General features: G+C 67.2%; 11 protein-coding genes. 4 read left to right on the plus strand and 7 right to left on the minus strand.

Going from position 1 to position 12,626, the window contains the following annotated elements:
• Positions 1-64 precede the first annotated feature (64 nt).
• The 4 genes from pstS to pstB are packed head-to-tail and all read left to right on the plus strand — an operon-like array spanning position 65 to position 4,040.
• Positions 65-1,186 carry a phosphate ABC transporter substrate-binding protein PstS gene (gene pstS, locus ACXVUM_RS12005; protein WP_458522013.1) on the plus strand — a complete coding sequence of 374 codons (1,122 nt, stop codon included), beginning with the start codon at positions 65-67 and terminating at the stop codon, positions 1,184-1,186.
• Positions 1,187-1,229: 43 nt separating this feature from the next.
• Complete coding sequence (gene pstC, locus ACXVUM_RS12010; RefSeq protein WP_458522014.1) at positions 1,230-2,321, plus strand: phosphate ABC transporter permease subunit PstC; 1,092 nt, start codon at positions 1,230-1,232, stop codon at positions 2,319-2,321.
• Positions 2,318-3,247, plus strand: coding sequence for a phosphate ABC transporter permease PstA (gene pstA, locus ACXVUM_RS12015; protein ID WP_458522015.1), 930 nt, complete (start codon positions 2,318-2,320; stop codon positions 3,245-3,247). Before pstC ends, pstA begins: the two co-directional genes overlap by 4 nt.
• A gap of 16 nt (positions 3,248-3,263) precedes the next feature.
• Positions 3,264-4,040 carry a phosphate ABC transporter ATP-binding protein PstB gene (gene pstB, locus ACXVUM_RS12020; protein WP_458522016.1) on the plus strand — a complete coding sequence of 259 codons (777 nt, stop codon included), beginning with the start codon at positions 3,264-3,266 and terminating at the stop codon, positions 4,038-4,040.
• 355 nt (positions 4,041-4,395) lie between these two features.
• Here the strand turns inward: pstB and phoU are convergent, their stop codons facing one another.
• The 7 genes from phoU to ACXVUM_RS12055 form a co-directional block, all read right to left on the minus strand.
• Positions 4,396-5,055, minus strand: a complete 660-nt coding sequence (gene phoU, locus ACXVUM_RS12025) for a phosphate signaling complex protein PhoU (RefSeq protein WP_458522017.1) — start codon at positions 5,053-5,055, stop codon at positions 4,396-4,398.
• Positions 5,056-5,120: 65 nt separating this feature from the next.
• Positions 5,121-7,139 (minus strand): LCP family protein, encoded by a 2,019-nt coding sequence (locus tag ACXVUM_RS12030; RefSeq protein ID WP_458522018.1) that lies wholly within the window; start codon positions 7,137-7,139, stop codon positions 5,121-5,123.
• 64 nt (positions 7,140-7,203) lie between these two features.
• Positions 7,204-8,337, minus strand: coding sequence for a tRNA dihydrouridine synthase DusB (dusB, locus tag ACXVUM_RS12035; protein ID WP_458522859.1), 1,134 nt, complete (start codon positions 8,335-8,337; stop codon positions 7,204-7,206).
• Positions 8,338-8,423: 86 nt separating this feature from the next.
• Entirely contained in the window at positions 8,424-9,416 is a 993-nt protein-coding gene (locus tag ACXVUM_RS12040) for an acyl-ACP desaturase (protein ID WP_458522019.1), read from the minus strand.
• Positions 9,417-9,546: 130 nt separating this feature from the next.
• Complete coding sequence (locus tag ACXVUM_RS12045) at positions 9,547-10,050, minus strand: nuclear transport factor 2 family protein (RefSeq protein ID WP_458522020.1); 504 nt, start codon at positions 10,048-10,050, stop codon at positions 9,547-9,549.
• An 81-nt stretch (positions 10,051-10,131) separates the two neighbouring features.
• Entirely contained in the window at positions 10,132-11,595 is a 1,464-nt protein-coding gene (locus ACXVUM_RS12050; protein ID WP_458522021.1) for an ABC transporter substrate-binding protein/permease, read from the minus strand.
• A gap of 95 nt (positions 11,596-11,690) precedes the next feature.
• On the minus strand, positions 11,691-12,599 hold the full coding sequence (locus tag ACXVUM_RS12055; RefSeq protein ID WP_458522022.1) for an alpha/beta fold hydrolase: 909 nt from the start codon (positions 12,597-12,599) through the stop codon (positions 11,691-11,693).
• Between the last annotated feature and the right edge of the window lie 27 nt (positions 12,600-12,626).

Here is a 12,626-nt window from a genome sequence, read left to right on the forward strand (position 1 = left end):
ACGGTCAGACCGTCCCCGGGGGGATCGGTCCGGTGCCCTCGCAGATCCGTAGTGGAGGAAATACGTGAAATCGAGTCGTGTCGGTGTCGCGGCCATGTCCATGGCCGCCGCATCCACCCTCATCTTCGCCGCCTGCAGCAGCAACGCCGACAAGAACAGCGACTCCGCTGCTGCGGCGTCAGCAGTGCAGAGCGTGCAGTGCGACGGCAAGAAGTCGTTGAACGCCACCGGGTCCACCGCTCAGGCCAACGCGATGACGATCTTCTCGTCGTCCCTGGCCAAGTCCTGCCCCGGCTTCGAACTGAAGTACGGCGGAGGCGGCTCCGGCAAGGGTGTGTCCGACTTCACCGAGGGCCTCACCGATTTCGGTGGTTCGGACTCGCCGCTGAAGGACACCGAGTACCAGGCCGCGCAGCAGCGCTGCGGCTCCCCGGCGTGGAACCTGCCCCTGGTCTTCGGACCGATCGCGGTCGCGTACAACGTCCAGGGCGTCAACGACATCGCTCTCTCGGGCCCGACCCTGGCCAAGATCTTCTCCGGGCAGATCACGAAGTGGAACGACCCCGAGATCGCGAAGGAGAACTCCGGTAAGACGTTGCCGGACCTCGCGATCAGCGTTCTCTACCGCGCCGATCAGTCCGGCACCACGGACAACTTCCAGAAGTACCTCGTGGCCGCGGGCGGCTGGACGAAGGGTGCCGGCAAGACGTTCAACGGTGGCGTCGGTGAGGGCAAGCAGGGCAACCCCGGTGTCGGTTCGGCCGTGAAGCCGACCAACGGTGCGATCGCCTACGTCGAGTGGGCCTACGCGAAGACCAACAACCTCGACACCGCGAAGATCATCACCGACAAGGATCCCGAGGGTGTCGCTCTGACGGCCGAGACCGGGGGGAAGACCATCGACTCCGCGAAGCTCAAGAACGGCGCGGAGAGCCACGACATGGTGATCGACACGTCCTCGTTCTACAAGCCGGCCGAGCAGGGCGCCTACCCGATCGTGTTGGCGACCTACGAGCTCGTCTGCTCGAAGTACAGCGACACCGCGGTCGCCAACGGGGTGAAGACGTTCCTCTCGGTCGCCTCCGCCCCGCAGAACCAGGGCTCGGAGCTGCAGAACGCCGGATACATCCCGCTGCCCGACTCGTTCCGTACGAAGCTCCAGGACTCCATCAAGGCGATCCAGTAGTACCCTCCGAGCTTGCTACGCCATTCCAAGAGGATAGAGAAGCATGTCTGTGGATGACACGACAGGCGTGAGTCGATCCGGATCGGACAACCCCGATTCGGACCACTCACCCGCTCCCCGAGAATCACGAACACCCGACGACTCGAACGGCCCGACCCCACAAGGTGATGTCCGATCGAGTGGTCTCGCCCACCAGGCGACGATCGCGGGAGATCGGATCTTCGAGTGGTTGTCCAAGGGCGTGGGTCTGTTCGTCCTGATCGTCGTCGTCGCGATCGGCATCGATCTGCTGATCCAGGCGATCCCGTCGATCAGCAAGGACAACGCCAACTTCCTCCTCTCCTCGGACTGGCAAGCCGGCGGACAGGACTTCGCCAACGGCACAGCACGATTCGGTGTCCTCGAGCTGTTCCGGGCGACGTTCCTGTCCTCGGTGTTCGCTCTCGTCCTCGCGACACCGGTCGCGATCGGCATCGCCACCTTCCTGGTGGAATATGCCCCGCGATCGGTGGCGCGAGGACTGGGCGCGCTGATCGACCTGTTGGCGGCCGTGCCGTCGATCATCTTCGGCCTGTGGGGCATCTACGTCCTGGCGCCGTTCATCGCGCCGTTCGCCGAGTGGCTGAACTCCACGTTCGGATGGCTGTTCCTCTTCCAGACCGGGAAGGTGTCGATCTCCGGCGGCGGAACGCTTTTCACCGCCGGGATCGTCCTCGCCATCATGATCCTGCCGATCATCACCTCCATCACCCGCGAGGTGCTGCGGCAGACCCCGGTGGGGCAGAAGGAGGCGGCCCTCGCTCTGGGCGCCACCAAGTGGGAGGTCATCCGGACGACCTCGTTCCCGTACGCGCGCAGCGGCATGATCGCCGCGTCGATGCTCGCGTTGGGACGTGCCCTCGGCGAGACCATCGCCGTCATGATCATCCTGAGTTCTGCGACCGGATCGCTGAAGTGGTCGCTGTTCGAGGGCGGTGACACCTTCGCCTCGAAGATCGCGCGCGACGTCGGCGAGTTCGTCGGCAGCGTCGACTCGGCCGGTGCCTACATCGCCGCCGGTCTGGTCCTGTTCGTACTGACCTTCATCGTCAACGCCATTGCCCGCGCCATCGCGGGTGGGAAGGTCAACGGATGACCGCCACACTGGAGACCGCCGGCCACGGTGGCCCCGTCAAGTCGTCACCCACGACCTTCCGTGCGCCGTCTGTCTCCCGTCGGGTCCGTGCGCAACTCGCGCGCGGGCTGTTCGGGCTCAGCTTCGTCATCGCTCTGATCCCGTTGGTGTGGTTGCTCTACACCGTCATCAGCAAGGGTGCCGGTGCCCTCACCGACCCCAACTGGTGGCTGGGCGACGCGTACGGGATCGACACCAACACCAACTACGGTGCGGGCATCTCGCAGGCCATCGTCGGCTCGCTGATCCAGGCCGCCATCGCGACGGTCATCTCGGTGCCGATCGCGGTGATGACGGCGATCATGCTGGTGGAGTACCCGAACTCGAAGCTCGTCCGCCCCGTCACCTTCATGGTCGACATCCTGGCCGGGGTTCCCTCGATCGTCGCGACGATGTTCATCTTCGCGGTCTTCGTCATCGGGTTGTCCATGGGGCAGAGCGGTTTCGCGGTCAGCCTCGCGCTCATCCTCCTGATGATCCCGATCGTCGTGCGTTCCACCGAGGAGATGCTGAAGCTCGTCCCGGACGAGCTGCGGGAGGCGTCGTTCGCACTGGGCATCCCGAAGTGGAAGACCATCCTGCGCATCGTGCTCCCGACCGCGCTGTCGGGGATGCTCTCCGGGATCTTCCTCGCCATCGCCCGCATCATGGGCGAGACCGCGCCGGTGCTGATCCTCGCCGGGCCCGCCAGTTCGCAGGTGCAGGCCGATCCTCTGAACGGGGGGATGAACTCGCTGCCCCTGTTCATCAAGGACATGTGGTCGTCGGCGCAGGAGGCGTCGTCGTTCTACTACTGGGGTGCGGCGCTCACCCTCATCATCATCATCGCCGTTCTCAACGTCGTGGCGGCGATCCTCGCCAAGGCCCTGGCGCCCAAGACGAAGTAGAAGGAAGCCCGATCTCATGGCCAAGCGCCTCGACGTCAAAGACCTGAACATCTACTACAGCGCCTTCCACGCGGTGAAGGACGTGTCGCTCGAGGTGGCGCCGCGCAGCATCACCGCGTTCATCGGTCCGTCGGGGTGCGGCAAGTCGACGGTGCTGCGCACCCTCAACCGCATGCACGAGGTCACCCCGGGTGCGCGCGTCGAGGGCAAGGTGCTCCTCGACGGTGAGGACATCTATGGCCGCGGCATCGACCCGGTGGGTGTGCGCTCGACCATCGGGATGGTGTTCCAGCGCCCGAACCCGTTCCCCACCATGTCGATCCGCGACAACGTCGTGGCCGGCCTGAGGCTGCAGGGTGTGCGGAACAAAAAGGAACTCGACGAGGTCGCCGAGCGCAGCCTGCGCGGCGCGAACCTCTGGGAAGAGGTGAAGGACCGTCTCGGCAAGCCCGGTGGCGGTCTGTCCGGCGGTCAGCAGCAGCGTCTGTGCATCGCGCGAGCGATCGCCGTGTCGCCCGAGGTGCTGCTGATGGACGAGCCGTGTTCGGCGCTCGACCCGATCTCGACCCTCGCCATCGAGGACCTGATCACCGAGCTCAAGAAGGACTACACGATCGTCATCGTCACCCACAACATGCAGCAGGCTGCACGGGTGAGTGACAAGACGGCGTTCTTCAACCTCGCGGGCGTCGGCCAGCCCGGCCAGCTCATCGAGATCAACGACACCGAGACGATGTTCTCCAACCCGGGCCAGAAGGCCACGGAGGACTACATCTCCGGCCGCTTCGGCTGATCGCCCCGAGACCACCGAGTCCGGTACGACGACGGCCCCCACGATCCGTGGGGGCCTTCGTGTGTCATGTCACCCGTCCGACCCGCACAAACCACCAGACCCGTCGAGTGGGCGCTTCCAGACGTCGGTTGGGCGGTTCCAGACGTTCAGTGGGCGGTTGACGAGATCGAGTGCGCCGAGCCGACCACTCGACGTCGGTAAGCGCCCAGTCGACGTCGGTAAGCGCCCAGTCGACGTCGGGTAAGCGCCCAGTCGACGTCGGGTAGCGCCCAGTCGACGTCGGTAAGCGCCCACTCGACGTCTGGAACCGCCCAGTCGACGGGATTAACCGGCGCGACGGGGATCGTGGTCGGTCTCAGGCGTCGGCGAACTGCTCCGGCGTCTTGCCGGTCGCCTGGAAGACCACACGGCGGCCGATCAGCACGGCGTGATCGGAGAAACGCTCGTAGTAGCGGCCGAGGAGTGTCACGTCGACCGCAGCGGCCACACCGTGCTTCCACTCACGGTCCATCAGCACGGTGAACAGATGCCGGTGCAGGTCGTCCATGGCGTCGTCGTCGCCCTGAAGACGCAGAGCCGCCGTCGGGTCCTGGTTGTTGAGCACCTCACGGGCGTTCAACGCCATCTGGACGGCGAGCCGACCCATCTCCGCGAAGTAGCCGTTCACCTCTTCGGGCAGCGCCTTGTTCGGATGCCGGCGGCGTGCGACCTTCGCGACGTGCAGGGCGAGCGCACCCATCCGGTCGACGTCGGCGACGATCTGGAAACCGCTGACGATGGCACGCAGGTCGCCGGCGACGGGGGCCTGCAGTGCGAGGAGCGCGAAAGCGCGCTCCTCGGCGGCCGCCGACAGTCGGACGATCTCCTCGTGGTCGGTGATGACCGACTCGGCGACGGCGAGATCGGCCTGGAGCAGGGCCTGGGTCGACCGTTCCATGGCCACGCCCGCCAGTTGGGACATCTGGCCCAGGACGGCGTTCAAGTCCGCCATCTGCTCTTGATACGCAGTACGCATACGCCGAGACTACTCACATCCGGCGAGCAGACGGTTGTGCAGCGGTGAACGGGACGTGAACCGGGTCACGTGTTGCAGGACGTGTCCGCACCGTTCGTGACGCTCAGGTCGTTGGGTAGTTCGACGGCCTCGTTCGATTGCGGATTCTGGGTGACGGTCAGCGACCTCCCCTGTGCGGGAGCGTCATCCACGGATCCGGCGAAATCGGTGCCGAGCAGGACCTCGACACCCGACTTCACGGTGCGGTCCGGCTGGATGACGGCGCCGGGGATCATCGACGCCAGGGTGGCGGCGGCGGCCTGTTCGCCGGGCCCGTACCGGACCACCGTCTCCGCCTGGTTCTGCGAGGCGTCGGCGACGCCGCGGACGTCGAAGCCCATGGCGGACAACTTCTCGGACACCCGTGTCGCCAGACCGGAGGCGCCGGTGGCGTTGAGCACGCGCACCCCGACGCTCTCCGGGGATTGGGCGGTGGCGGTGACCGGGACGGGCGACGCACTCGAGGTCGGTGCCGGCGCCGACGACTGCGAGCTCGACGACGACGGCGCCGGGGAGGCCGCCTTCTGCTCGCCGGGGAGCGGGTCGTCGTTGATGATCGCGTCGAAGATGGCGTTGATGTCGTCGGTGCGCGGGATCTCGTTGTTCGAGCCGTCGGTGGTGGTGCCGGCGGTGGGGATGGTCAGGAACGTGACCCGCCCGGCCTGCAGGCCGTCGAGGGACTGCGCGAGGTTCAGCAGGCTGTCGGTGTCGATGCCGTCGACGAGGCTGTACTTGATGAAGGTGGTGATGATCCCGTTCAGGCGCGCAGGGTTGGACAGCACCTGCGACGAGAGCATGCCGCGCAGCAGCGACGACATGAACAGTTGCTGCCGCTTGATGCGGCCGTAGTCGCCGTTGCCCTCGCTCTCGATGGTGCGGGCGCGGACGTAGTTCAGTGCGCGGGAGCCGCGAACCGTCTGCTTGCCCGGCCGCGACAGGATCTGGCCGAGTTCGTAGTCGTAGAGCGGCGTCGGCGAGCAGACCTGCACCCCGCCGATCTTGTTCACCACCTGCTCGAACCCGTAGAAGTCCATGGCGATGAAGTGGTTGATGTTCAGACCCGACAGCTGCTGGATCACCTTGACCGCGCACTCGGGGCCGCCGTCGCCGTAGGCGGTGTTCAGCTTGGCGCCGGTCTCGGCCGGGACGATGTCGGTGCCGTAGGTGGCCGTGTTGTTGTCCCACGCCCGGCAGTCGGGGCGGTCGACGGCGAGGTCACGGGGGAACGACACCGCGACGACGCGACTGCGGTTGGCCGGGATGTTGACCAGGATGACGGTGTCCGACCGCGCTCCGTCGGCCTGGGCGGTGGTACCGGCGCCGACGCGCCCGTTCTGTCCCGCACGGGTGTCGGTGCCGACGATCAGGTACGTCTGGTCGCCGGTCTGAGCGCCCTTGTTGCGGATGTTCTTGTCGTTGCTGTTGACGGCGGTGATGGTGCGGAACCCGCCGTTGGTGGTGCGCAGGTAGCCCCACACGAATCCGGTCCCGACCAGCGACAGCACACACGCGAGTGCGACGACGATCCGTCCGGTGGTGGTGGCGGTACGTCGGCGACGGGCTCGGCGATCGGCCTCGGCGAGTCGCGACCCGCTGGCGGGGAGCACCGCGGGACCCGACGATCGACGCCCGGTCCTCGGGGACGGCTCGTCCTGCGCGGGAGGTGCCGTCGCCGTGGGCTCGTCGACGACGGGCGGGATGGTCTCGGTGCGATCCTCGACGGGCGGGATCGTCTCGGTGCGGTCCTCGTCGGCGGGTGCCGGCGGAGTCCGCGGCGGGCTCGGCGGCACCGGCGGGGTGGGAGGCGTCGCACGGGCGTCCCCGTTGCGCTGCTCGATCTCGCGCAACAGGTCGGCGACGCTCCGCCGACGACCGTCCGCGATGCGTGCACGGTCGGTCGGCTCCCGCAGGACCTCGTCGGAGGGCCGCTCGAGGCGACGCAGGATCTCGTCCCGGCTCAGTCGGCCCGAACGACCGGACGAGGGGTCGTCGCGGCGCGAGGCATCACCCGGGCCCGGGGACCCGGGGGGTTGCTCGTCGCTCACTGAACTCCTCTGCCGTGCTGGTGTGCGCCATCGTACGGAACCGGTGGGTGCCGATCCTGCCTCGTCAGCCGCCTGAATGCATGATCTCGGCGCCGTCGGGGACGCAGTCGTCGTCGGGGTCGTCGAGCCATCCGTCGGGCAGGGCGACCGCCGCGGGCGAGCCCTGCCGTCCGCGGGGACCGTGCCCGTCGCGGGGGAACGGGACGGAGGCGTCGAGACCGCCGACCAGGTCGCGGAGTTGCTCGACGGTGGTGACCAATGCGAGATCGCGACGCAGGTCCGACCCGACGGGGAACCCACGCAGGTACCAGGCGACGTGCTTGCGGATCTCGCGCATGCCCTTGTCCTCGCCGTGGTGGTCGGCCAGCAGTCGTCCGTGCCGGACGATGATGTCGGCGACCTCGCCCAGCGTCGGTGGCGTCGGGGTGGGCAGGCCGTTGAGGTGGGCACTGAGTTCGGCGAACAGCCACGGTCGCCCGAGGCAGCCGCGACCGATGACGACGCCGTCGCAACCGGTCCGCTCCATCATCGCCACCGCGTCGGCAGGCTCGAAGATGTCGCCGTTGCCCAGGACCGGCACGTCGGTGACGTGCTCCTTGAGTGCGGCGATCTGCGACCAGTCCGCCTCGCCCGAATATCGCTGCGACGCGGTACGCGCATGCAGTGCAACGGCCTTCGCGCCCTCGGCGGCGGCGATGCGCCCGGCGTCGAGGTGGGTGTGGTGGTCGTCGTCGATGCCGATGCGGAACTTCACCGTCACCGGGATGTCGGTCCCCTCGACGGCGCGCACGGCCGCCGCGACGATGTTCTGGAACAGGCGACGCTTGTAGGGGATCGCCGAGCCGCCGCCCTTACGCGTCACCTTCGGGACCGGGCAGCCGAAGTTCATGTCGATGTGGTCGGCGAGGTCCTCGTCGACGATCATCTTCGCCGCGGCGTAGGTGTACTCGGGGTCGACGGTGTAGAGCTGCATCGACCGCGGGTTCTCCGTCGGACCGAACGTCGTCATGTGCATGGTCGTCGGGTGCCGCTCGACGAGCGCACGCGCGGTGACCATCTCGCAGACGTAGAGCCCGGAGACCGTGCCCGTACGCTCCATCTCCAACTCACGGCACAGGGTGCGGAACGCCACGTTGGTGACACCGGCCATCGGGGCCAGCACGACGGGGCTCGCGAGGTCGAACGGGCCGATCCGCAGCGCCGGCCGGGCGGATGCCGAAACCGCCGCGCCCGAGGTGTCGGGGGCGGCGGTCGCGGAGTCGAGAACGGTGGTCAGGGTGGCTCCTAGGACGCGCGGGACTCGCGCTTGGCCGCCTCGCGGGCCAGGGCACGGTCGCGCATCTCCTCGAACTTCAGGGTGTCCTCGGCGAGCTTCTCGGTGAAGGTGTGCAGACGCTCGCGGTCCTTCTCGCCCTCGGGGCCGAAGTCGTCGCGGTCGAAGACGTTGAGCTTGCGGAGGATCGGCATGACGACCTCCTCGTGGTGCTGACGCAGGTCGTAGATGCCGTGCTTGGCCATCAGCACGCCGTGGCGACGGAAGTTCGGCATCCCCGCACCGGGCATCTGGAAGTTGCAGATGACGTCGGTGATCGCGCGCAGCGTCTGATCCGGCGTCAAATCCATCGCCGCACCGACGATGTTCCGGTAGAAGATCATGTGCAGGTTCTCGTCGGCCGCGATGCGCTGCAGCAGCTTGTCGGCGATCGGGTCGTTGCACGCCCGGCCGGTGTTGCGGTGGCTGACGCGGGTCGCGAGCTCCTGGAACGTCACGTACGCGACGGTGTAGAGCAGGCCGAGTTCGCCTCCGTGGGCCTCGACCTCGTCCGCGCGGTCACCGCCGACGCCCACCGACGTGAAGCCGTTGGTCATGTGGATCATCCGCGCCTCTTCGAGCGCGACGGGATCGACACCACGGGTGACGACGAGGTAGTCGCGCATGGCGAGGCCGTGCCGGTTCTCCTCGGCGGTCCACCGGCCGACCCAGTGACCCCAGGCGTCGTCGGTGGAGAAGTTGTTCGCGATCTCGCGGTGGTACGAGGGGAGGTTGTCCTCGGTGAGGAGGTTGGTGATCATCGCGGCCTTGGCCACGTCGCCGAGCTCCGACTGCTCCTCGCTCCAGTCCTGGCCACCGAGGGCGGCGAAGTTCTGGCCCTCGTCCCAGGGGATGTAGTCGTGGGGGTTCCAGTCCTTCGCCACCGAGAGGTGACGGTTGACGTTCTCCTCCGCGGCAGGCGACAGCTCCTTGAGGAGCTCGAGCTGTGTCATCTCGCGTGCCATGGGTCCACCCTCCTCGACGACGTGCGCGAACAGTGGTCCAGCCTACGGGAGCCGACGGGGCGGCCCAAGTCGCGGAGCGGGCGTCGTGATCCTTCCCAAACCGGGCGCGGGAGGCCCGTGGGCGGGGGCGTCAGCGGAAGAACGCCCCGGTGGTCTCCATCCATCGACGCGCCTCGTCGGTCAGGGTTCCGGACGCCTCCGCGCGAACGCACCAGGTCATCGCGGCCTGGCCGAACTCCATCGGGTTGTAGACGTCCTCCTCGCAGGACCACAGTCCGTCGCCTGCGTAGGTGAGGATCGTGATGTTCGTGGCCGACACCCGGCTGCCGTCGCCCGGGTCGCGCATTGGGTTGTCGATCTCACAGATCACCCGTCCGGTCGCGGGATCGCACACGTGCCACAGCGATGGGAACGCGACCATGTGGTTGCCCGGGAACGTGCCCATGGTCTTCGCGATCCACGGTCGGATCTCCTCGCGGCCCTTCATCGTGCCCATCGCGTGCTCGATGTAGTCGGCGTCGACGGTGAACTGCTCGGCCCACGGGTTCCAGTCACCGGATGCCGCGCAAGACTCGGTGGTCGCCTCGAACCGTGCGAACGCCGCCGACAACTCGTCGGCCGTGAAACCGGACATGCCTCGATATTAAGCAAACGCTTGGTCAACCTCGCCGACTGTGCCGAAACTCCCCGTCGAGCGTGGGGAAGATGCCGTCTTTCAGCGGGCGACGAACCGGCTGAGGCGAATCTCCAGTCGGTCTTGGACGACCGACAACGCCAGGCAGATGACCCAGTAGTACACCGCAGCAGTGCTGTAGAGCGCGAGGTATTCGAAGGTGGCCGCCGCTGCGTTCTGGGCCTGCCGGAACAACTCGGTGACGAGGATCGTCGATGCCAGCGAGGTGTCCTTCACGAGAGAGATCAGTGTGTTCGACAGCGGCGGCAATGCTGTCCGCGCCGCCTGCGGCAGGATCACCGATCGCAATGTCGTCCATCGCGACAGGCCCAACGACTCCGACGCCTCCCACTGGCCACGATCGATGGAGAGGATCGCTGCGCGGATGATCTCGGCCGCGTAGCCGCCGACGTTCAAGCTGAAGGCGACGATTGCAGAGGGGAACGGGCTGACCACGATTCCCAGCTCGGGCAATGCGAAGAAGATGATGAAGAGCTGCACGAGCAGTGGAGTGCCGCGGATGATCGAGATGTACAGCCGGGCGATCGACGAGACGATCCGCCGTGGCGACATCCGGGCCAGTGCAACACCCAACGCGATCGCGAGACCGATGACAAAGCTGATCGCCGTCAGTGGAATGGTGCCGGTGACCGTCGCCTTGAGCAGCGGCACGAGATTGCTGCGGACAACAGACCACGCGCTGGGCGACTTCGCGGTCGCATCGAAATACTTCGCGTAGGTCTTGTCGAGCGTGCCGTCGTCCCGCAATGCCGTGATCTGGGTGTTGATCGCCGCGATCAGGCCCGAATTCTTGCGAGCGGCGAAAACCTGCCTGCTCACGTCTGGGGTCGTCGCGGCGATCTTCACCTTCGTGTCGCCGCTCGTGGTCAGGTAGTTCTTGGCGGTGAGCTCATCGTTGACCGTCGCCTGAACGCGACCTTGGTCGAGGAGCCTGACCGCCGTCGAGAACCCGTCGACGGGCTCGACCACCGCGCCTGCGGACTTCGCGATCTCCGCGTAGTTGCTCGTCAGCGACTGCGCTGCAGTCTTACCCCGGAGATCGCTGACCGACTTGATCGAACTGTCGTCCGACCGCGCCAAGATCACGCTCGCCGTCTGGACGTACGGCTCGGACAGGTCGTATTTGGCGGCGCGATCGGCGGAGTACGAGATCTGGTTGGCGATCACATCGAAGCGACCGGCCTCCAACGCGGGGAACAGGCTGTCGAAGTTCGCCTCCACGAATTTCACGCGGAGGCCGAGCCTCGTCGCGACGTCGGTGATGACGTCCACGTCGAAGCCTGTGATCGGACCGACGCCTTTCGGGTGGAATGTGAAGGGTGCGTACGTCCCCTCCGTGCCGACGGTGAGTACGCCGGGCTCGATGGTGGGCAGCGACGGCGCGGCGTGGGCAACCGGGCGCCCGATCGGCAGCGTGACCGTCGCGAGCAGAATCGCGAGGACGGCGAGAACGACGCGAACGCTCACGCGTGAGACAGAGGCCATGACCGATCCAATCACCCGTGCGCCTCAGCGATGGTCGTAGACGCCCGACGCCGTGTCGCACACCTCGAATCGCTCGCACACGACCCGCGCCGTCGTCACGCCGCGCGTCTGTCCCACACCGCCAATAACTCCACGAGGATGTCGGTCGCCATCTGCAGGCCGGAGAGGTGGCTGTCGCCGGGGAGGGTGTGGAATGTCGCGTCGGGGAGCCGATTCGCTACGTGGCGGCCGTGCTCGTGCGGGATGATCCAGTCGGCGTCGCCGTGCCAGACCCGCACCGGGACGGTCACATCCGCGAGCCGGAACCCCCAGTCGCGGGAGAACACGACGACGTCGGCGAACGGCGCCTCCATCCGGTGGCGACCGCCGTTGAGCAGATCGTCGAGGAACATCGCCTTGAACTCCGGACGGGCGAGCAGTTGCCGATCGGCGCGCGGGGAGATGAGGCCGAACGCGGCGATGGCGGGGTCGGCGACGGGTCGTGCGATCCGCATGAACGAGCTGAGGACGCGCCCGATCGGCGCGCCGGCCACCTCGAGGGTTCCCGACAGCATCTTGCCGAGTTCCATTGCACCACCGTCGATGCTGTCGGGTCCTACGGTCGGTGCGACGCCGCCGAGCACCCCGGCGACCACGACGCGTTCCGGCATGGCTCGCGCGACCCCCAGCGTGTACGGGCCGCCGCCCGACAGGCCAATGACCGCGAAGCGGTCGATCCCGAGGTTGTCGGCGACGATGCGCAGGTCCGCGGCGAACCCGAGCACGTTCGAGTAGCGATACGGCGTGGACGACCCCACACCCGGCCGATCGAGTCCGAGCAACCGGACACCGTGCTCGCCCGCCCAACGACGTGCCTCCAGCGGGATCTGTCTCCGCGCACCGGGCGTCCCGTGCAGCCAGAACACTGCCCTGCCCTGTGGGTCCCCGAACTCGGCGAAGCCGATCCGGCGGCCCTCGCCGACGGCGACGGACCCCTCGATCTGTGGACGGTCGATGTCGATCACGCGGTCAAGTCTTGCAGTCCCGACCGA

The organism is Williamsia sp. SKLECPSW1, assembly GCF_054332755.1.